We start from the raw sequence: 21,139 nt of genomic DNA, 5'->3' as shown, positions 1-21,139 counted from the left end.
GCCGATGACAGTGGCGCTGCGCCGCAGTTGGGCCAAGGATCTCGACGCCGCAACGCTCTACGAGCTGCTCAAGCTGCGCGTCGAGGTGTTCGTCGTGGAGCAGGCCACCCCGTACCCGGAACTCGACGGCCGGGATCTGCTCGCCGAGACCAGGCATTTCTGGCTGGAAAGCCCTGAGGGACAAGTGATTTCGACGCTGCGCCTGATGGAGGAGCATCCCGCCGGGCAGAAGGCGTTCCGGATCGGGCGGGTGTGCACCAAGCGCACCGAACGCGGTCACGGCCACACCGCCCGGCTGCTGACCGCGGCCCTGGCCGAGGTGGGGGATTACCCCTGTCACATCAACGCCCAGATGTACCTGCAGGAGATGTACGGCAGGCACGGGTTCGTCCGGGACGGCGACGAGTTCCTCGACGACGGCATCCCGCACATCCCGATGGTGAAGCCGTGACCGCAGACGCGCTGTACCCCTTCAGCGCGCTGGTCGGGCACGACCGCCTCAAGCTCGCCCTGGTGCTGTGCGCGGTGCGCCCCGACATCGGCGGCGTGCTGATCCGCGGCGAGAAGGGCACCGCCAAGTCGACCGCCGTGCGCGCCCTGGCCCAGGTGCTGATGCAGTCGTTCCGGATGGCCGGGGGCGGCGGCGGACACCTGGTCGAACTGCCGATCGGCGCGACCGAGGACCGGGTCGTCGGATCGCTGGACCTGCAGAAGGTGCTGCGTGACGGTGAGCACGCGTTCTCGCCGGGCCTGCTGGCGCGGGCACACCGCGGCGTGCTCTACGTCGACGAGGTCAACCTGCTGCACGACCATCTGGTCGACGTGTTGCTCGACGCCGCCGCGATGGGCCGGGTGCACATCGAACGCGACGGCGTGTCCCACAGCCACGACGCGCGATTCGTGCTCATCGGAACGATGAATCCCGAAGAGGGAGAACTGCGTCCGCAGCTGCTCGACCGGTTCGGGCTCACCGTCGACGTGGCGGCCTCCCGCGACGTCGACGTGCGCGCGGAGGTGATCCGTCAGCGCCTCGCCTACGAGGCCGACCCGGCGGGTTTCGCCGCCCGGTACGCCGACGCCGACGCCGACCTGGCCGGGCACATCGCCGATGCCCGCGCCCGGGTGGCGGCGGTGGCGCTGCCCGACAGCGAACTGCGCCGCATCGCGGCGCTGTGCGCGGCGTTCGACGTCGACGGGATGCGCGCCGATCTGGTGGTCGCGCGCACCGCGGTCGCGCACGCGGCATGGCGCGGGGCCGACACCGTGGCCGAGGAGGACATCCGGGTGGCGGCCGAGCTGGCGCTGCCGCACCGGCGCCGCCGCGACCCGTTCGACGACCCGGGGCTGGACGCCGACCGGCTCGACGACGCGATGACCCAGGCGGGGGAGGCGGCCGATACGGATCGCGAGCCCGACCCGCCGCCCGGCGGCGGATCTTCACCCGGCGACGACAGCGAAGATGCTGCGCCGCAGCCGAATTCGGCACCGCCGACGCGTCCCAGTGCGGCCCCGTCGGCGGCGTTCCGGACCAAGGCGCTCGTCGTCCCCGGTGTCGGCGAGGGGGCGCCCGGCCGGCGTTCCCGCGCCCGTAACCGCACCGGCACGGTCGTCGCCGCCACCACCGATCCGCAGACCGGCCACGGCATGCACGTCTTCGGCACGCTGCTCGCCGCCGCGGGGCGACACGACGGGGCGGGCCCCCTGCGGCCCGGACCCGACGACGTCCGCCGCGCGGTGCGTGAGGGTCGCGAGGGGAACCTGGTGATCTTCGTCGTCGACGCGTCCGGCTCGATGGCCGCGCGCGACCGGATGTCGGCGGTCAGCGGCGCCACCCTGTCACTGCTGCGCGACGCCTATCAGCGCCGCGACAAGGTCGCGGTCATCACCTTCCGCGGCCAGGACGCCCGGGTGCTGCTGCCGCCGACGTCGTCGGTCTACGTGGCCAGCACGCGGTTGGCGCGCTTCGACACCGGCGGCCGGACCCCGCTGGCGCAGGGATTGCTCGCCGCCCGCGACATGGTGGTGCGCGAACGGGCGCGCGACCGCGCCCGGCGCAGCCTGGTGGTCGTCCTCACCGACGGCCGCGCGACCGGGGGGCCCGACCCGCTGGGCCGCACCCGCACCGCGGCAGCCCGGCTGCTGGCCGAGGGCGCCGCGGCCGTGGTGGTGGACTGCGAAACCTCCTATATCCGTTTGGAATTGGCCGGCGACCTGGCACGCCGGCTGAACGCGCCATCGGTGCGGCTGGATCAGTTGCGCGCCGATGCGCTCACCGCCGTGGTGAAGCGCCAGGCCGATCGCGGTGCGGCCTGAGGGAGGTGACGCGATGCCCCAGGGTCAACCGCTGACCGTGCCGAGCGACGGGCTGACCACCCGTGCGCGGCGTAACGCACCGCTGCTCGCGGTGCACACCGGCGCGGGCAAGGGGAAGTCCACCGCGGCGTTCGGCATGGCGCTGCGCGCATGGAACCAGGGATTCGACATCGCGGTGTTCCAGTTCGTCAAGAGCGCGAAGTGGAAGGTCGGGGAGGAGACCGCGCTGCGGGAGCTGGGCCGCGCACACGACGAGCGCGGCGTCGGCGGCCCGGTCGAGTGGCACAAGATGGGCTCGGGCTGGTCGTGGTCGCGCAAGGCGGGCACCGAGTCCGACCACGCCGCGGCGGCCGCGGAAGGGTGGGCGGAGATCGCTCGCCGCCTCGCCGAGGAGCGCCACGACTTCTACGTGCTCGACGAGTTCACGTATCCGCTGAAGTGGGGCTGGGTCGACGTGGCCGAGGTGGTCGAGGTGCTCGCCTCGCGGCCCGGCACCCAGCACGTGGTGATCACCGGGCGCGACGCTCCGGCCGCCCTGCTCGACGCGGCGGACCTGGTGACCGAGATGACGAAGGTCAAGCATCCGATGGACGAGGGCCGCAAAGGCCAGCGGGGGATCGAGTGGTGAGCGCAGCGAACCACGACAGACGGGCCTGCGAGTGGTAGCTCCGGCGGTGGTGATCGCCGCGCCGACCTCCGGAAGCGGGAAGACCACCGTCGCGACCGGGCTGATGGGGGCGCTGCGGCGCGCGGGCCATCGCGTCGCGCCCTTCAAGGTGGGCCCCGACTTCATCGATCCCGGCTACCACGGGCTGGCCGCCGGCCGGCCCGGCCGCAACCTCGACCCCGTCCTCGTCGGCGACGAGCTGATCGGCCCGCTGTACCGGCACGGCAGCGCCGACGCCGATATCGCCGTCGTCGAGGGCGTGATGGGTCTGTTCGACGGGCGCATCAGCGACTCGCCGGCCACCGGGGTCGCCCGCGGGTCGACCGCACACGTCGCGTCGCTGCTCGGCGCCCCGGTCGTGCTCGTCGTCGACGCCCGCGGGCAGAGCCACAGCGTGGCTGCGCTGCTGCACGGGTTCGCGACCTTCGACCGTGCCGTGCACCTGGTCGGGGTGATCCTCAACCGCGTCGGCTCGCCGCGGCACGAAGCGGTCCTGCGGCAGGCGTGCGAGCAGGCCGGGGTCACGGTGCTCGGCGCGATTCCGCGCGCCGGCGAGCTCGCCGTGCCGTCGCGGCACCTCGGACTGGTGACCGCGGTCGAGCACGGCCGCCGTGCCGCCGAGGCCGTCGACGCGATGGCCGCGCTGGTCGCCCGGCACGTCGACGTCGACGCCGTCGTCGCCGCCGCAGCCTGCCGCGGCGCCGCCGACGCGTGGACCCCGGAACTGTCCGAGCCTGCGGATGCCCCGGTGACCGTCGCGCTGGCCGCAGGCCGGGCCTTCACATTCGGCTACGCCGAGCACGCCGAATTGTTGCGTGCGGCAGGCGCGGACGTCGTCACCTTCGACCCGTTGCGTGACCCGCTGCCACCGGGAACCTCTGCGCTCGTGCTGCCGGGCGGCTTCCCCGAGGAGTTCGGCCCCGAGCTGTCGGCCAACCGTGTGGTGCGCGAGCAGATCGCCGCGCTCGCCGCCGCGGGCGGCCCCCTGCACGCCGAGTGCGCCGGCCTCACCTATCTGGCCGACGACCTCGACGGACATCCCATGTGCGGGGTGATCGCCGGGAACGCCTCGTTCACCGACGCGCTGACCCTCGGCTACCGGGACGCTGTCGCGGTCGTCGACTCGTCACTGCACCAGGTGGGGGACCGGGTCACCGGACACGAATTCCACCGCACCACAATGCATTACGCGGAGGACCGTGAGCCCGCGTGGCGGTATCAGGGGAGGGGCGGTGGCATCGTCGACGACGGCGCCGTGCGTGCGGGTGTGCATGCCGGGTATCTGCACACCCACCCGGCGTCGCATCCGCAGGCCATTGCCCGCTTCGTCCGTGCGGCGGCACGCTCTAAGCTCGCCGGGTGACCGACAACGCCTATCTGGTGGGCCTGCGCCTGGCCGGCAAGAAGGTCGTCGTGGTGGGTGGCGGCACGGTCGCCCAGCGGCGACTGCCGCTGCTGGTCGCCTCCGGAGCCGACGTGCACGTCATCACCATCGACGCCACGCCGGCGGTGGAGGCGATCGAGGGAATCACGTTGACCATGAGGCCTTTTCGTGACGGTGATCTCGAAGGCGCCTGGTATGTGATCGCCGCCACCGACGACCCCGCGGTGAACGCGGCCATCGTCGAGGAGGCGGAGAGCCGCCGCGTGTTCTGCGTACGCGCCGACGTGGCGATCGAGGGCACCGCCGTCACCCCGGCCACCTTCGACTACGAGGGCCTGTCGGTGGGTGTTCTGGCAGGCGGCGAGCACCGCCGCTCGGCAGCCATCCGATCGGCCATCCACGAAGCCCTGCAGCAGGGACTCATCGCGGCCGACGCGCCCGGTGTCGTCGAGGGCGGAGTCGCACTCGTCGGCGGCGGCCCCGGCGACCCCGAACTCATCACGGTCAGGGGCAGGCGGCTGCTGGCCCACGCCGACGTGGTGGTGGCCGACCGGCTGGCGCCCCAGGATCTGCTCGCCGAACTGTCCCCGGAGGTCGAGGTCATCGACGCGGCCAAGATCCCGTACGGGCGCGCGATGGCCCAGGACGCCATCAACACGGTTCTGATCGAGCGGGCCAAGGAAGGCAAGTTCGTCGTCCGGCTCAAGGGCGGCGACCCGTTCGTGTTCGCGCGAGGCTTCGAAGAGGTGATCGCCTGCGCCGACGCAGGGATTCCGGTCACCGTCGTGCCGGGTGTGACCAGTGCCATAGCGGTGCCCGCACTGGCCGGCGTTCCGGTCACCCACCGCGGGTTGACCCATGAATTCGTGGTGGTCAGCGGGCATGTTGCGCCGGATCATCCCGAATCGTTAGTGAATTGGGATGCGTTGGCCGCGATGAAGGGCACGATCGTGTTGCTGATGGCGGTGGAACGGATCGAACTCTTCGCGAGAATTCTCCTCGAAGGCGGCCGACCTGCGGATACGCCGGTGCTGGTGGTCCAACACGGCACGACGTCCGCGCAGCGGACTTTGCGGGCGACCCTCGCCGAGGCGCCGGAACGCATCCGCTCGGAGGGCATTCGACCCCCCGCGATCATCGTGATCGGGGCTGTCGCGGCCTTCGCCGGTTAAAAGGAAATTAAGAGTACTGTAAGGTAACTCGTTATGACGGCTCTCAATGACGCAGAGCGTGCCGCCATCCATCGGGATGCTGAAGGCAAGGGGCAGCGGGGCGCCAATCGCGCTCTGCCGGCCCGCATCAAGGGGACTGCAGACGGAGCCGCCGGCCCGCGTTTCCCCAAGACGCCGGCGTGGTTGCCGTCGCGGCGCTTCATCGCCGCGGTCATCGCCATCGGTGGGATGCAGCTGCTCGCCACGATGGACAGCACGGTCGCGATCGTCGCACTCCCCAAGATCCAGGACGAACTCAGTCTCTCCGATGCCGGCCGTAGCTGGGTGATCACCGCCTACGTGCTGACGTTCGGTGGCCTGATGCTGCTCGGTGGGCGCCTCGGCGATGTGATCGGACGCAAGCGGACCTTCGTCGTCGGCGTCGCGCTGTTCACCATCGCCTCCATCCTGTGCGGGCTGGCCTGGAACGAGGCCACCCTCGTCATCGCCCGGCTGCTGCAGGGCGTCGGGGCGGCGATCGCCTCGCCGACCGCGCTGGCACTGATCGCGACCACGTTCCCGAAGGGTCCCGCGCGCAACGCCGCGACGGCGATCTTCGCGGCCATGACGGGCGTCGGCTCGGTGATGGGGCTGATCGTCGGCGGCGCGCTGACCGAGGTGTCGTGGCGCTGGGCGTTCCTGATCAACGTCCCCATCGGCCTGCTGATGATCCACCTGGCCCGCACGACGCTGCGGGAGACCAACCGCGAGCGGCTCAAGCTCGACGCCGCCGGGGCGCTGTTGGCCACCATGGGATGCACCGCCGCGGTGTTCGCGTTCTCGATGGGTCCCGAGGCCGGCTGGGCCTCGCCGATCACGATCGGATCCGGGATCGCCGCCGCGGGCTGCCTGATCGCGTTCCTGTTTGTTGAGCGCACCGCCGAGAACCCCGTGGTCCCGTTCGTGTTGTTCCGGGACCGCAACCGCGTGGCCACCTTCGCGGCGATCTTCCTCGCAGGCGGCGTGATGTTCACACTCACCGTGCTGATCGGGCTCTACGTGCAGGACATCATGGGCTACAGCGCGCTGAAGGCGGGCGTCGGGTTCATCCCGTTCGTCATCGCCCTTGGCATCGGTCTGGGCCTGTCGTCGGCGCTGGTGTCGAAGTTCCCGCCGCGCATCCTGGTCATCGGCGGCGGCGTGCTGGTGCTGGCTGCGATGCTCTACGGCTCGACGCTGGACGCCGGCATCCCGTACTTCCCCAACCTGGTGCTGCCGATCACGGTGGGCGGCTTCGGCATCGGCATGATCGTGGTACCGCTGACGGTGTCGGCGATCGCCGGCGTCGGGTTCGACCAGATCGGCCCGGTCTCGGCGATCGCGCTGATGCTGCAGAGCCTCGGCGGGCCCGTCGTGCTGGCGATCATCCAGGCGGTGATCACATCCCGCACGCTGTACCTCGGCGGCACCAACGGTCCGGTGAAGGACATGAACGCCGTGCAGCTGCACGCGCTCGACCAGGGCTACACCTACGGTCTCCTGTGGGTGGCCGCGGTCGCGGTGATCGTCGGCGGTGCGGCGCTGTTCATCGGGTACACCGCCGAGCAGGTGGCGCACGCGCAGGAAGTCAAGGACGCGATCGACGCCGGAGAGCTTTAGCTCCGCGCGATTTCGGCGTGATTGTCTGCGCGCAGCGTCGACAAGCACGCCGAAATCCCACCGGTAGGGTGGCTGACCATGTCCTCTCGGCCTCCGCTGGCGTCGTCGGTGCTGGGCATCGCGATCGTCGCGATCACCGGCATGCAGCTGATGTCGACGCTCGACGGCACCATCGTCATCGTCGCGCTGCCCCGGATGCAGGCCGAACTCGACCTCTCCGACGCCGGCAAGAGCTGGGTCATCACCGCCTACGTGCTGGCATTCGGGGGTCTGCTGCTGCTCGGCGGCCGCATCGGCGACGCGATCGGCCACAAGCGGGCGTTCCTGTCCGGCGTCGGCGTGTTCACCATCGCCTCCCTGGTCTGCGGGCTGGCCACCGATGAAGCCACGCTTATCGTGGCCCGCGCGGTCCAGGGCATCGGGGCGGCGGTCGCCGCCCCGACCGGGCTGGCGCTCATCGCGACCACCTACGCCGTCGGGCAGCCCCGCAACCGCGCGCTCGCGGTGTCGGCGGCCATGCAGGCCACCGGCTCGGTGCTCGGCCTGGTCCTCGGCGGTGCGCTGACCGTGATCTCTTGGCGGCTGGCGTTCCTCATCAACGTCCCGATCGGGATCGCCATCATCGCGATCGCCTTTTTCCGGCTGGCCGAGACGCGCCATGAGCGGCTCAAGCTCGACGTCACCGGCGCGTTGCTGGCCACGCTGGGCTGCACCTCGGCAGTGCTGATCTTCACCCAGGGCCCGGCGCTGGGCTGGACCCACCCGTTCGTGGTCGGAGCGGGTGTCGCGGCGGTGTTGTTCTTCGTCTCGTTCTTCGTCGTCGAGCGCTCCGCCGACCATCCGATCGTCCCGATGGCGGTCTTCGACAACCGCAACCGGGTGGCGACGTTCATCTCGCTGTTCCTGGCGGGCGGGGTGATGCTCAGCGCGACGGTGATGATCGGCCTCTACGTGCAGGACGTGATGGGATATTCGGCGTTGGTGGCGGGGGTCTGCTTCATCCCGTTCGCCCTGGCGCTGGGTGCCGGCACGATCGTCGCGGCGCGGCTGGCGCCCCATGTCGCACCCCGGTGGCTGATCCTCGGCGCCGGGCTGCTGGTGCCGTGCGCGATGCTCTACGGCTCCACGCTCAACCGCGGCATCCCGTACTTCCCGGACCTGGTCGCCCCTCTTGTGGTCGGCGGCTTCGGCATCGGCGTGATCTCGGTGATCCTGCCGCTGTGCGCGGTCGCCGACGTGGGGCCGCGGGAGATCGGTCCGGTCTCGTCGATCACGCTGATGGTGCAGAACCTCGGCGGCCCGGTGGTCCTCGTCGTGATCCAGGCCGTCCAGACGTCGCGCACCCTGTTCCTCGGCGGCACCACCGGACCGGTCAAGGACATGACGTCCGCGCAACTGGACGCGCTGGACGCCGGCTACACCTACTCGCTGCTGTGGGTGGCGGGTGTGTCGGTGTTCGTCGGCGCCGCCGCGCTGTTCATCGGATTCACCGCCCGGGACATCGCCGCGGCCCAGCACACCCGGGAGGCGGTCGAGGCCGGCGAGCTGTGACACCTCGCATAGGGTGGTCGGCTGTGATCACCCGCATGTCTGAGCTGTTCCTGCGCACCTTGCGCGACGATCCGGCCGACGCCGAAGTGGCCAGCCACAAGCTGCTCATCCGCGCCGGATACGTCCGCCCCGTCGGGCCCGGGCTGTACAGCTGGCTGCCCCTCGGGCTCAAGGTGCTGCGCAAGATCGAGGGGATCGTCCGCGACGAGATGACCGCGATCGGGGGACAGGAGATCCTGTTTCCCGCCCTCCTGCCGCGGGCGCCGTACGAGACCACCAACCGCTGGACCGAATACGGCGACACGCTGTTCCGGCTGCAGGACCGGCGGGACAACGACTACCTGCTGGGGCCCACGCACGAGGAGATGTTCACTCTCACCGTCAAGGGGGAGTACTCCTCGTACAAGGACTTTCCCCTGATCCTGTTCCAGATCCAGAACAAGTACCGCGACGAGGCCCGTCCGCGTGCGGGCATCCTGCGCGGGCGGGAGTTCCTGATGAAGGACTCCTACTCGTTCGACATCGACGACGACGGTCTCAAGACGGCCTACCACGCGCATCGGGAGGCCTATCAGCGGATCTTCGCCCGGCTCGCGGTGCGCTACGTGATCGTGTCCGCGGTGTCCGGGGCGATGGGCGGCAGCGCGTCGGAAGAATTTCTGGCCGAGAGCGAGGTCGGTGAGGACACCTACGTCCGGTGCGTCGAATCCGGCTACGCCGCCAACGTCGAGGCCGTCATCACCGCGGTGCCCGAGTCGATCCCGTTCGAGGGTCTGCCCGAGGCCGTCGTCTACGACACCGGGGACACCCCGACGATTGCGACGCTGGTCGAGTGGGCCAACGGCGCAGGTCTGGGCCGCACCGTCACCGCGGCCGACACGCTGAAGAACGTGCTGCTGAAGGTCCGTCCGCCCGGCGGGGAATGGGAACTGCTGGCGGTCGGGGTGCCCGGCGATCGCGAGGTCGACGACAAGCGACTCGGCGCGGCGCTGGAGCCGGCGGAGTACGCGATGCTCGACGACGCCGACTTCGCCAGGTACCCGTTCCTGAAGAAGGGGTACATCGGGCCGAAGGGATTGCTGGCCAACGGCGTTCGCTATCTGGTCGATCCGCGCGTGGTCGACGGCACGGCGTGGATCACCGGTGCCGACGAGGTGGGCAAGCATGTGGTCGACCTCGTTGCGGGACGCGACTTCACCCCGGACGGCACCATCGAGGCCGCCGAGGTGCGGGAGGGCGATCCCTCGCCGGACGGGGCGGGCCCGCTGGTGGCGGCGCGCGGCATCGAGATCGGCCACGTCTTCCAGCTGGGCCGCAAATATGCCGACGCCTTCACCGCCGATGTCCTCGGCGAGGACGGCAAGCCGGTGCGGTTGACCATGGGCAGCTACGGCATCGGGGTGTCCCGGCTGGTCGCGGTGATTGCCGAGCAACAGCACGACGAGCTCGGGCTGCGGTGGCCGGCGGCGGTGTCGCCGTTCGACGTGCACGTGGTGATCGCCAACAAGGACACCGAGGCGCGGGCCGGTGCGAACGAACTCGCGGCGGACCTGGACCGCCTCGGTGTCGACGTGCTGCTCGATGACCGGTCGGCCTCGCCCGGGGTCAAGTTCAAGGACGCCGAGTTGCTCGGAGTCCCGTGGATCGTCGTCGTGGGCCGCGGCTGGGCCGACGGTGTGGTGGAACTGCGGGACCGGTTCAGCGGCGAGAAGCGCGACGTGCCTGCCGGATCCGCGGCCACCGACATCCTGGCCGCGATCGGCTGACCGTCACTCCGCGCCGCCGGGGAAGGCGACCGTGACCGGCGTCTCGCCCAAGACGCGCCGCCACCGCGCTGCGGTGACCGCGGTTTCGAGCATCGCCGCCACCCCGAAGGCGCGGACCTTCCCGTCGGTCGCCTGCTCGACGACCCCCCGCCAGGCGGTGGCGGTGTCCTCCTCCATCCGGACCGCGAGCTTGGCGGCCTGGGTGGGGGTGTCGACCTCCATCGGCATCGCGTAGCCCGCGGCGGGCAACGGCACCGCTTCGCCCTCGTCTTCGAGCAGGGCGATCGCGGCTTCGCGCCGGGACCGGTGTTCGGCCATCGTGTCGGCGACCAGGTCGTTGTCCTCAGGCGTGGAATGCGCTGACACCAGGCCGTATCCGTAGATGGTGGCGTGCTCGCCGGCAACGGCGTCGAACAGCGCGCCCGCGGCAGGATCGGCGGGACGCGTGGTCGGGTCGGGTGCGGGTGAGGTCATCGTGCACCGCCGCGGGAGGCCAGCGCCACGGTGTAGGCGGCCGTGCAGGACGCGGCGATCGAGGCGAGCAAGCCGGCGCGGTAACCGGACAGCGCCGCGGCAGCGTGGGCTGCGCTGTCGGCCGAGGCGCGCAGCGAACCGATCACGTCGTCGGACGTCGGCGCCGGCGCCGGCGGTACCCCCGCGGCAACGCTGGTCGACGTGGTGACGGACACGCTGCTCGTGGGCGCGGGCCGGCCCGTCAGCCGGACGATCTCGTCGGACAGCGCCGCAGCGTGCGCGGACCGCTGACCGGCGACCTGGGTGAGTGTCTGCGCGACGGGCCCGCGCGCGGTGGCGGCGGCCTCGCCGGCCAGTCGGGCGTCCGCGCGGGCCCGGTCCAGCGCAGTGGTCAGGTCGTCGAGATCGGGCGGGGGCGGCGGGGTCCCGCACCCGGCCGCGGTGGCCGCCGTCGCCGCGAGGACGGCCATTCCGACGAGCACCTCCCGGCGGCTGACGGTCGGCGGTCGGCTCGGCACGTGCAACATCCTGCCATTGCCGGGCGCACCGGCCTCGAGCCGACTTCGGTGGTGCGCCCCCCGCGGTCGCTGCTTTTCGTTATTTGGCCCGGCGGCGCTGGCGTATCGTTGAGACCCGGGTCGACCCAGTTCGAAGGACAACTCAAGACGAGGAGCTCACCGTGGCGGAGCGGTCTGCGGGATTACCGTCGCAACGACAGGTGATCGAATTGCTCGACGGGGAGTTCGCGCGCGCCGGATACGACATCGAAGATGTGGTCGTCGACGCCGGAGCACGGCCGCCGCGGGTGACAGTGGTCGCCGACGCCGACGGCGGGCTTGACCTCGACGCCGTCGCCGAACTGTCCCGGATCGCCTCGACCCTTCTCGACGAACTCGATTCGGCGCCCTACGTCCTCGAGGTGACCTCTCCGGGAGTCGACCGACCGCTGACCACCGACAAGCACTTTCGCCGCGCCCAGGGCCGCCGCGTGGAACTGACGCTGAGCGACGGGTCTACGCTGACCGGCCGGCTGGGCGAACTGCGCGGTACGACTGTCGCCGTGGTCGTCAAAGACGGTGCCCGCGGTGCGTTCACCCTGCGTGATGTCGATCTCGACAGCATCGCCAAAGCCGTTGTCCAGGTGGAGTTCTCGCCACCGAGTCCACGTGAGCTGGAGTTGGCGGGCCAAACCGGAGGAGAGACCTGAGCATGAACATCGACATGGCTGCGCTGCATGCGATCGAGGCCGACAAGGGGATCAGCGTCGACGTGGTCGTCGACACCATCAAGTCGGCGCTGCTGACCGCCTACCGGCACACCGAAGGTCACGAGGCCGACGCCCGGATCGACGTCGACCGCAAGACCGGCGTGGTGCGGGTGATGGCCCGCCAGACCGACGCCGACGGCAACGTGTTGCACGAATGGGACGACACCCCTGAGGGTTTCGGCCGCATCGCGGCGACCACGGCGCGCCAGGTGATCCTGCAGCGGTTGCGCGATGCGGAGAACGAGAAGAACTACGGTGAGTTCTCGGCCCGCGAGGGGGACATCGTCGCCGGGGTCATCCAACGCGACGCGCGCGCGAACGCCCGCGGCCTGGTGGTGGTGCGCATAGGCAGCGAGACGAAGGGATCCGAGGGCGTGATCCCCGCCGCCGAACAGGTACCAGGGGAGCGTTACGAACACGGCGACCGGTTGCGCTGCTATGTGGTGGGAGTCTCCCGCGGGGCGCGCGAACCGCTGATCACGCTGTCGCGCACCCACCCGAACCTGGTCCGCAAGTTGTTCTCGCTGGAGGTGCCGGAGATCGCCGACGGTTCGGTCGAGATCGTGGCGGTGGCCCGGGAGGCGGGTCACCGCAGCAAGATCGCCGTGGTGTCGCGGGCGCCCGGCCTCAACGCCAAGGGCGCCTGCATCGGGCCGATGGGGCAGCGGGTGCGCAACGTCATGAGCGAGTTGTCGGGGGAGAAGATCGACATCATCGACTACGACGAGGACCCGGCGAAGTTCGTCGCCAACGCGCTGTCCCCGGCGAAGGTGGTTTCGGTGACGGTGATCGACGAGGCTGCTCGGGCGGCGCGGGTGATCGTGCCCGACTTCCAGCTCTCGCTGGCCATCGGCAAGGAAGGCCAGAACGCCCGGCTGGCCGCCCGGCTCACCGGCTGGCGTATCGACATCCGCAGCGACACCCGCGGCGACGACGCGGCCGACACCGAACGCCGCCCGGACCCGGCCCGGGGCGCCGTCGGCGAACGGTGACGCGGGCGCCGTCGACGGCGCTCGGCGCACCGGTTTTCATCTCGACGCCGTCGTGACGGTAGACTTCGGTGTGATCCAGCGCGAGACATCGGCTCGGACGCAGAAAAGCACCAACGACCCTGCTGAGGGCCCGGTGCGGACATGCATCGGATGCCGGCGACGAGAGCTGGCTGTCGATCTGCTTCGAGTTGTCGCTGTCGACGACGGAACCGGCCACCGCGCCGTGACCGTCGACGAAGCGAAGAGACTTCCGGGGCGGGGTGCCTGGCTGCATCCCGATCCGAAGTGTCTGAACGACGCGGTTCGGCGGCGGGCCTTCGGCCGAGCGCTCCGGATCACCGGTTCACCGGACATCACCGCGGTGATCGAACGTTTCGCCTCAACCGAAGCGCTCGACGCACCCGGGCAAGAGAACAGGTAGCGAAGAACATGAGCACACCGTGAAGTCCCGATGACCATGCGTCATAGCTAACCCGAGGCGCGGCGCCTACCACCGCTGTCGCCTCTCAGACAGGAGATGTAGTGGCAGGTAAGGCCCGCGTGCACGAGTTGGCAAAGGAACTCGGTGTCACAAGCAAGCAAGTACTGGCCCGGCTGAGCGAACAAGGTGAGTTCGTCAAGTCGGCGTCTTCGACGGTGGAGGCGCCCGTCGCCCGCCGTCTTCGGGAATCGTTCGGCGGCTCCAAGCCCGCAGCCGAGCCCGTCAGCAGCGGCGGCAACGGATCATCCGCCAAGCCGGCTGCGCCGCGCCCCGGCCCCAAGCCGTCCGCGCCCGTAGCGCAACAGCCCGCGCCCGCCCCGGCGCCGCCCGCTGCGCCTCCGGCACCGCCGGCACCGGCAGCGCCGCCCGCAGCGGCCGCCCCGCCGGCAGCGGAGGCCACCCCGGCGGCTCCGGCCGCTCCGGCGGCCCCGACCCGTCCGGGTCCGACACCCGGTCCCCGTCCCGGCCCGGGCGCGCCGCGTCCCGGCGCCCCCAAGCCCGCAGCGCGCACGCCGCGCGTCGGCAACAACCCGTTCTCGTCGCAGCAGCCGGTCGACCGGCCCATGCCCCGACCCCAGGGTCCGGGTGGTCCCAGGCCCGGCCCCGGCGCCGGTGGACCTCGTCCGGGCGGCGGCCCGCGTCCTGGTGCCTCGCCGGGCAACATGCCTCCTCGCCCGCAGGGCGCCCGTCCCGGCGGCGGTCCCCGTCCCGGTGGTGGTCCGCGTCCCGGTGGCGGTCCCCGTCCGGCTCCAGGCGGCGCAGGCCGTCCGGGCGGCGCCGGTGGTGGCGGCGGTAACTACCGCGGTGGCGGTGCCGGCGGCGGCGCGGCTGCCGGCGGCTTCCGTGGCCGTCCCGGCGGCGGCGGCGGTGGACGCCCCGGGCAGCGCGGCGGCGCGGCCGGTGCGTTCGGTCGTCCCGGCGGTGCCCCGAAGCGCGGCCGCAAGTCGAAGCGCGCGAAGAGGGCCGAATACGAGAACATGCAGGCCCCGGTCGTCGGTGGCGTGCGGTTGCCGCACGGCAACGGCGAGACGATCCGGCTGGCCCGCGGCGCGTCGCTGTCCGACTTCGCCGACAAGATCAACGCCAACCCGGCCTCGCTGGTGCAGGCGCTGTTCAACCTCGGCGAGATGGTGACGGCCACCCAGTCCGTCGGTGACGAGACCCTCGAGCTGCTCGGCAGCGAGATGAACTACGTCGTCCAGGTCGTGTCCCCGGAGGACGAGGACCGCGAGCTGCTGCAGTCCTTCGACCTGTCCTACGGCGAGGACGAGGGCGGCGAGGACGACCTCGAGTTCCGGCCGCCGGTCGTCACCGTCATGGGTCACGTCGACCACGGCAAGACGCGACTGCTGGACACGATCCGTAACGCCACCGTCCGCGAGGGCGAGGCCGGCGGCATCACCCAGCACATCGGCGCCTACCAGGTGACGGTCGACCTCGACGGCAACGAGCGGCCCATCACCTTCATCGACACCCCGGGTCACGAGGCGTTCACCGCCATGCGTGCCCGCGGCGCGAAGGCCACCGACATCGCGATCCTGGTGGTGGCCGCCGACGACGGCGTCATGCCGCAGACGGTCGAGGCCGTCAACCACGCGCAGGCAGCCGATGTGCCGATCGTGGTGGCGGTCAACAAGATCGACAAGGAGGGCGCCGACCCGGCCAAGATCCGCGGTCAGCTCACCGAGTACGGCCTGGTGCCCGAGGAGTACGGCGGCGACACGATGTTCGTCGACATCTCCGCCAAGGCGGGCACCAACATCGAGGCGCTGCTCGAAGCGGTCATCCTGACCGCCGACGCATCGCTGGACCTGCGGGCCAACCCCGACATGGAGGCCCAGGGTGTGGCGATCGAGGCGCACCTGGACCGCGGCCGCGGCCCCGTCGCGACCGTGCTGATCCAGCGAGGCACGCTGCGGGTCGGCGACTCGGTGGTGGCCGGCGACGCCTACGGTCGCGTGCGCCGCATGGTCGACGAGCACGGCGAGGACGTGACCGAGGCACTGCCGTCGCGTCCGGTCCAGGTGATCGGTTTCACGTCGGTCCCCGGTGCCGGTGACAACTTCCTCGTCGTCGACGAGGACCGCATCGCCCGCCAGATCGCCGACCGCCGCAGCGCGCGCAAGCGCAACGCGATGGCCGCGCGCAGCCGGAAGCGGATCAGCCTGGAGGACCTGGATTCGGCGCTGAAGGAAACCAGCCAGCTGAACCTGATCCTCAAGGGCGACAACGCCGGTACGGTCGAGGCGCTCGAGGAGGCCCTGCTGGGCATCCAGGTCGACGACGAGGTCGAACTGCGTGTCATCGACCGCGGCGTCGGTGGCGTCACTGAGACCAACGTCAACCTGGCGTCGGCCTCGGATGCGATCATCATCGGCTTCAACGTCCGTGCTGAGGGCAAGGCCACCGAGCTGGCCAACCGCGAAGGTGTGGAGATCCGCTACTACTCGGTGATCTACCAGGCCATCGACGAGATCGAGAGCGCGCTCAAGGGCATGCTCAAGCCGATCTACGAGGAGAAGGAACTCGGCCGCGCCGAGATCCGGGCGATCTTCCGGTCGAGCAAGGTCGGCAACATCGCCGGTTGCCTCGTGCAGTCGGGCATCATGCGGCGCAACGCCAAGGCCCGCCTGCTTCGCGACAACGTGGTGGTCGCCGAGAACCTCACGATCTCTTCGCTCAAGCGGGAGAAGGACGATGCCACCGAGGTCCGCGAGGGCTACGAGTGTGGTCTGACGCTGACGTACTCCGACATCAAAGAAGGCGACGTCATCGAGACCTACGAATTGGTCGAAAAAGAGAGGACCTGAGTCGTGGCCGATCCCGCGCGGGCCAGACGGCTCGCCAAGCGCATCGGCACCGTCGTCGCCTCGGCCATCGAGTTCGAGATCAAGGACCCTCCGCTGGCCTTCGTGACCGTCACGGACACGAAGGTCACGGGGGACCTGCACGACGCGACCGTGTTCTACACGGTGCGGGGCGAGACGTTGGACGACGAGCCGGACTACGCGGCCGCCGCGGCGGCGCTGGAGCGGGCCAAAGGCACGCTGCGCAGCAAGGTCGGTGCGGCCACAGGTGTGCGATTCACCCCGACGCTGTCCTTCGTGCTCGACAAGGTGCCTGACACGGCGGCGCACATGGAGGAGCTGCTGGCTCGCGCCCGGGCCGCAGATGAGGATTTGGCGAGAGTTAGGCAAGGGGCCAAGCACGCCGGCGACGCCGACCCGTACCGTGTAACGGGGGCGGAGGAAGACGGCGGGGGGCCGGACGAGGCGGACGCTGAGGACACGGGTGACTTCGACACGCTCGATGACAGACACGACGACTGACGCCCTGCTGCCCGGTGAGCGAGCGGATGCCCGCGACGCCGCAGCGCTGCTGTCGTCGGCCCGTTCTGTCAGCGTGGTGTGCCACGTCCATCCTGACGCCGACACCATAGGTGCCGGCCTCGCGCTCGCACTGGTGCTCGACCGCGCCGGCAGCGACGTCGAGGTCGGCTTCGCCGCGCCGGCGGAGTTGCCCGAGTCGCTGCGCTCGCTGCCGGGCTGTCACCTGCTGGTCGCGCCCGAGCTGATGCGGCGCGACGCCGACCTGGTGGTCACCGTGGACGTCCCGAGTGTCAACCGCCTCGGTTCGCTGGCCGATCTCGTGACGCCCGACCGCCGGGTGCTCGTCATCGACCATCACGCCTCCAACCATCTGTTCGGCAGCGCCAACTTCGTCGACGCGTCGGCCGACTCGACGACGATGCTGGTTGCCGAGTTGCTCGACGCATGGGCCGAGCCGATCGACGAGAACGTTGCGCACTGCCTGTACGCGGGGCTGACCACCGACACCGGTTCCTTCCGCTGGGCCAGTGCCCGCGCGCTGCGGCTGGCCGCGCGGCTGGTCGACCTCGGTGTCGACAACACGGCCATCAGCCGGACGCTGATGGACACCCACCCGTTCGCGTGGCTGCCGATGCTGTCGCGGGTGCTGGGCACGGCGCGGCTGGTGGCCGACGCGGCCGACGGGCAGGGTCTGGTCTACGCGGTCGTGCCGAACGAGGAGTGGACCAGTGCGCGACCTGAAGAGGTCGAGAGCATCGTCGACATCGTCCGGACCACCCAGCAGGCCGAGGTGGCCGCGGTGTTCAAGGAGATCGAGCCGGGGCAGTGGTCGGTGTCGATGCGGTCCAAGTCGCTCGACATCGCGGCCGTCGCCGCCGGCTTCGGCGGAGGCGGTCACCGCCTGGCCGCGGGATACTCGGTGACCGGCAGCGCCGACGATGTCGTGACGGCGCTCCGCACGGTTCTTGGCTGACGCCGCCGGGGAGGCCGTCGCGCCGGCCACCAGCCGACGGATCGCAGCCCTGGCATTTCCGGCGCTCGGAGTCCTGGCCGCCGAACCGCTCTACCTGCTGTTCGACCTTGCCGTCGTCGGCAGGCTCGGTGCGCTGAGTCTGGCCGGTCTGGCGATCGGCGCGCTCGTCATGGGCGTGCTGAGCTCCCAGTTGACGTTCCTGTCCTACGGCACCACCGCGCGCGCCGCCCGGTTCTACGGGGCCGGCGACCGCACCGCCGCGGTCTCCGAAGGTGTGCAGGCCACCTGGCTGGCCCTGGGAATCGGGTTGACGATCGTCGCGGCCGTGCAACTCACGGCGGTTCCGTTGGTGTCAGCGCTGGCGGCCGGCGGCGACATCGCTGCGACCGCGCTGCCGTGGGTCCGCATCGCGAGCCTGGCGGTGCCCGCGATCCTGGTGGCCGCCGCCGGAAACGGCTGGATGCGCGGCGTGCAGGACACGATGCGGCCTCTGCGCTATGTCGTCGTCGGCTTCGCCGTGGCCGCGGTGCTGTGTCCGACGCTGGTGTACGGCTGGTTCGGGGCGCCCGCGCTGGGGCTGGCGGGTTCTGCGGTGGCCAATGTGTTCGGTCAGTGGCTGGCGGCCGCGCTGTTCTTCCGGGCGCTGTTCGTCGAGCAGGTGCCCATTCGCCCGCGTCCCGCGGTGCTGCGCGCTCAGCTGGTGATGGGCCGGGATCTGGTGGTACGCACCATGGCGTTCCAGGCGTGTTTCGTCTCCGCCGGAGCGGTCGCCGCCCGATTCGGCGCGGCGGCGGTGGCGGCCCACCAGGTGGTGCTGCAGCTGTGGAACTTCCTTGCGCTGGTGCTGGATTCACTCGCGATTGCCGCGCAGTCCCTGGTCGGCGCGGCGCTCGGCGCGGGCCAGCTCGCCCACGCCAAATCGGTGGCGTGGCGTGTGACGCTGTTCTCCACGGTGGCTGGCGCGGTGCTGGCCGCGACGTTCGCCCTCGGCTCGTCGGTCCTGCCCGCGGTGTTCACCGACGACCGCGGCGTGCTCGACGAGATCGCCGTGCCGTGGTGGTTCCTGGTGGCGCAACTGCCGATCGCCGGGGTGGTGTTCGCGCTCGACGGGGTGTTGCTCGGCGCAGGTGACGCCCGGTTCATGCGGACCGCGACGCTGGTCAGCGCGCTGGTCGGCTTCCTGCCGCTGATCTGGCTGTCGCTGGCGTTCGGGTGGGGGCTGCTGGGCATCTGGTCGGGGCTGAGCACATTCATGGTGTTGCGTCTGGTGTTCGTCGGCTGGCGGGCGCTCAGCGGACGCTGGCTGGTCCCCGGTATCCGCTGACCGCCCACAGGTCGCGACGCCCGGCTCGATGTTCGGTGACGCGCACATCGACCATGCCCGCCGAACGGCACAGCGCGGCAAACGATTCCGCCTGCTGCGCCGTCCAGCCGTGACTGGCGAACCCGGTGGCGCCCGGCTCGACCCGACGTTCGAGGGCGAGCAGCCGTCCGCCCAGGGCCAGCACGCGGAGGATCTCGGGCAACGCCGCGTCGACGTCGCGCCAGTGGTGCACCGTCGCGAGCGCCCACACGACGGTCGCGGATCCGTCGGGGACCGGCAGCGACTCGGCGCTGCCCTGCGCCCACGTGAGGACAGGCAAGCCGCGTGTGGCTCGACGGGCGACCCGCAGCATGGTCGGCGACGGGTCGACACCGGTGACACGGGCACCGCGGCGGGCCGCAGCGCGGGCGGCGTTGCCCGCGCCGGAGCCGATGTCGACGACGACGTCTGACGTGTCGACGCCCGACAGATCCGCTGCCAGCCGCGCGGTGTCCCGGCCCATGAGCAGGAACAGCCACGCGCAGAGGCTGCCCGTCAGGCCCGAGAAGCCGGGATGGTCGGCGTGATGGTTGACCGGAAGCGGTTTCTCACTCACCACACCGACCATGCCCCGGCAGCGCGGGATGTCAAGAAGTCGACGCTCGCGGCCCGCGAGTGCGCACGAAATGCCGGCTTCTGCGGCGTGTCGGCGTACAGACCCGCGCGCTCGCGGGGAGGACGAGAGGGGTCAGCGCACCTGAGTGCGGCCGCGCTCCATCACCGCACTGCGGCTGGCCGCGATGTCGTCGCCCGACGTGGCCTTCATCCACTCCCGTGCCGACGCCGCCTCCAGCCAGAGCCCGCTGCTGTTCTGCGCGTCGTCGATCAGGTGATACGACGTCATCAGCGCGCGCACCGCCTCCTGGTTGTTGCCGACGATCGACGTGGCGATCTGGCGGGCGGTCTCGAGCAGTTGGTCATGTGGCACCACCTGGGTGACCAGGCCGGTGCGCAGCGCCTCATCGGCGGACAGGTAGTCGCCGGTCATGCTCATGCGCCGCGCCATGCCGACACCGACCTTCTGCGGAAGCCGCACCGACAGACCCCACGTCGGGAGCAGCCCCACCCGCGCGTGGGTGTCGGCGAAGCGGGCGTTCTCCGAGGCGATGAGGATGTCGCAGTAGAGCGCGATCTCCAGTCCGCCCGTCACCGCCGCGCCGTTGACGGCGCCGATCACCGGCTTGGACATCGGCGGCCACTTCGGCGAGATGTCGGGCAGCTCGGTGGTGTCGCCGAGTTCCTTGAGGTCCAGACCGGCGCAGAACACCGGGTCGGTGCCCGTGACGATCACGACGTCGACGGCGTCGTCGGCCTCCGCCTCGCGCAGCGCACCGTAGAACCGGCTCCGCAATTCCGCGGAGAGCGCGTTGCGCGCCGCGGGCCGGTTCAGCGTCAGCGTCCGGATGCGGTCGCGGGTGTCGATCAGCAGAACGTCCGAGGCGTTGGTCATGCGCTCACCGTATCGGCCGACCGGACCGCGCCTATCGTGGAGGTCATGTGCCGAAACATCACCGAGTTGCGCGGTCTGGAGCCGGCGGCCACGGATGAGGAGATCGAGGCCGCGGCCCGCCAGTACGTGCGCAAGGTCAGCGGCGTCACCCGCCCCTCCGGGGCCAACGTCGACGCGTTCGATACCGCTGTCGCCGAGGTGACCGCCACCACCCAGCGGCTGCTCGCCGGCCTGCAGCCCCGTAGGCAGCCGCCGAAAACCGTTCCGCCGCTGCGACGCCCCGAGGTGCGGGCCCGGCTGAGCCGGACGTGACCGCGAC

General features: G+C 70.9%; 20 protein-coding genes. 16 read left to right on the top strand and 4 right to left on the bottom strand.

Annotation, left to right across the window (positions count from 1 at the left end; translation table 11 throughout):
• Window positions 1–4: 4 nt before the first annotated feature.
• The 8 genes from G6N45_RS21785 to G6N45_RS21750 all read left to right on the top strand — a co-directional run bounded on the left by G6N45_RS21785 (window position 5) and on the right by G6N45_RS21750 (window position 10,491).
• On the top strand, window positions 5–451 hold the full coding sequence (locus tag G6N45_RS21785; protein ID WP_163724584.1) for a GNAT family N-acetyltransferase: 447 nt from the start codon (window positions 5–7) through the stop codon (window positions 449–451).
• Window positions 448–2,313, top strand: a complete 1,866-nt coding sequence (locus G6N45_RS21780) for a magnesium chelatase subunit D family protein (protein ID WP_163724581.1) — start codon at window positions 448–450, stop codon at window positions 2,311–2,313. The genes G6N45_RS21785 and G6N45_RS21780 overlap by 4 nt, the downstream gene beginning before the upstream one ends.
• 13 nt (window positions 2,314–2,326) lie before the next feature.
• Window positions 2,327–2,941 carry a cob(I)yrinic acid a,c-diamide adenosyltransferase gene (cobO, locus tag G6N45_RS21775; RefSeq protein ID WP_163724578.1) on the top strand — a complete coding sequence of 205 codons (615 nt, stop codon included), beginning with the start codon at window positions 2,327–2,329 and terminating at the stop codon, window positions 2,939–2,941.
• A gap of 31 nt (window positions 2,942–2,972) precedes the next feature.
• Complete coding sequence (locus G6N45_RS21770) at window positions 2,973–4,343, top strand: cobyrinic acid a,c-diamide synthase CobB (RefSeq protein WP_163724575.1); 1,371 nt, start codon at window positions 2,973–2,975, stop codon at window positions 4,341–4,343.
• Window positions 4,340–5,536, top strand: coding sequence for a uroporphyrinogen-III C-methyltransferase (gene cobA, locus G6N45_RS21765; RefSeq protein ID WP_163724571.1), 1,197 nt, complete (start codon window positions 4,340–4,342; stop codon window positions 5,534–5,536). Before G6N45_RS21770 ends, cobA begins: the two co-directional genes overlap by 4 nt.
• Window positions 5,537–5,569: 33 nt before the next feature.
• Complete coding sequence (locus G6N45_RS21760; protein WP_163724569.1) at window positions 5,570–7,174, top strand: MFS transporter; 1,605 nt, start codon at window positions 5,570–5,572, stop codon at window positions 7,172–7,174.
• A gap of 78 nt (window positions 7,175–7,252) precedes the next feature.
• Window positions 7,253–8,725, top strand: coding sequence for an MFS transporter (locus tag G6N45_RS21755; RefSeq protein ID WP_163724565.1), 1,473 nt, complete (start codon window positions 7,253–7,255; stop codon window positions 8,723–8,725).
• 23 nt (window positions 8,726–8,748) lie between these two features.
• Window positions 8,749–10,491, top strand: a complete 1,743-nt coding sequence (locus G6N45_RS21750; RefSeq protein ID WP_163724562.1) for a proline--tRNA ligase — start codon at window positions 8,749–8,751, stop codon at window positions 10,489–10,491.
• Window positions 10,492–10,494: 3 nt separating this feature from the next.
• On the opposite strand, the gene G6N45_RS21745 is transcribed toward G6N45_RS21750, so the two are convergent.
• Window positions 10,495–10,965 carry a ferritin-like domain-containing protein gene (locus tag G6N45_RS21745; protein ID WP_163724559.1) on the bottom strand — a complete coding sequence of 157 codons (471 nt, stop codon included), beginning with the start codon at window positions 10,963–10,965 and terminating at the stop codon, window positions 10,495–10,497.
• Complete coding sequence (locus G6N45_RS21740) at window positions 10,962–11,492, bottom strand: hypothetical protein (protein ID WP_163724556.1); 531 nt, start codon at window positions 11,490–11,492, stop codon at window positions 10,962–10,964. Before G6N45_RS21740 ends, G6N45_RS21745 begins: the two co-directional genes overlap by 4 nt.
• A 152-nt stretch (window positions 11,493–11,644) precedes the next feature.
• On the opposite strand from G6N45_RS21740, the gene rimP reads away from it, so the two are divergent.
• The 7 genes from rimP (at window position 11,645) to G6N45_RS21705 (ending at window position 19,331) form a co-directional block, all read left to right on the top strand.
• A complete protein-coding gene (gene rimP, locus G6N45_RS21735; protein WP_163724554.1) occupies window positions 11,645–12,172 on the top strand; it encodes a ribosome maturation factor RimP in 528 nt (175 codons plus the stop codon).
• A 2-nt stretch (window positions 12,173–12,174) separates the two neighbouring features.
• Window positions 12,175–13,224 carry a transcription termination factor NusA gene (gene nusA, locus G6N45_RS21730; protein ID WP_163724550.1) on the top strand — a complete coding sequence of 350 codons (1,050 nt, stop codon included), beginning with the start codon at window positions 12,175–12,177 and terminating at the stop codon, window positions 13,222–13,224.
• A gap of 70 nt (window positions 13,225–13,294) precedes the next feature.
• On the top strand, window positions 13,295–13,645 hold the full coding sequence (locus G6N45_RS21725; RefSeq protein WP_163724547.1) for a YlxR family protein: 351 nt from the start codon (window positions 13,295–13,297) through the stop codon (window positions 13,643–13,645).
• Window positions 13,646–13,746: 101 nt separating this feature from the next.
• Window positions 13,747–16,515 carry a translation initiation factor IF-2 gene (gene infB / locus G6N45_RS21720; protein WP_163724544.1) on the top strand — a complete coding sequence of 923 codons (2,769 nt, stop codon included), beginning with the start codon at window positions 13,747–13,749 and terminating at the stop codon, window positions 16,513–16,515.
• 3 nt (window positions 16,516–16,518) lie between these two features.
• Window positions 16,519–17,034: a 30S ribosome-binding factor RbfA gene (gene rbfA / locus G6N45_RS21715; protein ID WP_163724540.1), complete on the top strand. Its 516-nt coding sequence runs from the start codon at window positions 16,519–16,521 to the stop codon at window positions 17,032–17,034.
• Window positions 17,015–18,007 (top strand): DHH family phosphoesterase, encoded by a 993-nt coding sequence (locus G6N45_RS21710; RefSeq protein ID WP_163724536.1) that lies wholly within the window; start codon window positions 17,015–17,017, stop codon window positions 18,005–18,007. Before rbfA ends, G6N45_RS21710 begins: the two co-directional genes overlap by 20 nt.
• A complete protein-coding gene (locus G6N45_RS21705; protein ID WP_163724534.1) occupies window positions 18,000–19,331 on the top strand; it encodes an MATE family efflux transporter in 1,332 nt (443 codons plus the stop codon). Before G6N45_RS21710 ends, G6N45_RS21705 begins: the two co-directional genes overlap by 8 nt.
• Here G6N45_RS21705 and G6N45_RS21700 read toward each other — a convergent pair.
• Both G6N45_RS21700 and G6N45_RS21695 read right to left on the bottom strand, forming a co-directional pair.
• Window positions 19,297–19,938, bottom strand: coding sequence for a class I SAM-dependent methyltransferase (locus G6N45_RS21700; RefSeq protein ID WP_163724530.1), 642 nt, complete (start codon window positions 19,936–19,938; stop codon window positions 19,297–19,299). The two genes, G6N45_RS21705 and G6N45_RS21700, sit on opposite strands and share 35 nt — an antisense overlap.
• A 120-nt stretch (window positions 19,939–20,058) precedes the next feature.
• Window positions 20,059–20,820, bottom strand: coding sequence for an enoyl-CoA hydratase (locus tag G6N45_RS21695; RefSeq protein WP_163724528.1), 762 nt, complete (start codon window positions 20,818–20,820; stop codon window positions 20,059–20,061).
• 45 nt (window positions 20,821–20,865) lie between these two features.
• Here G6N45_RS21695 and G6N45_RS21690 point away from each other — a divergent pair, with 45 nt between their 5' ends.
• Window positions 20,866–21,132, top strand: a complete 267-nt coding sequence (locus G6N45_RS21690; protein WP_163724525.1) for a DUF2277 domain-containing protein — start codon at window positions 20,866–20,868, stop codon at window positions 21,130–21,132.
• Window positions 21,133–21,139: the final 7 nt, after the last annotated feature.

This window comes from Mycolicibacterium psychrotolerans (assembly GCF_010729305.1).
Taxonomy (GTDB): domain Bacteria; phylum Actinomycetota; class Actinomycetes; order Mycobacteriales; family Mycobacteriaceae; genus Mycobacterium; species Mycobacterium psychrotolerans.
The sequence above is the reverse complement of the archived record's forward strand: the minus strand, read 5'-3'. Positions and strand labels throughout refer to the sequence as shown.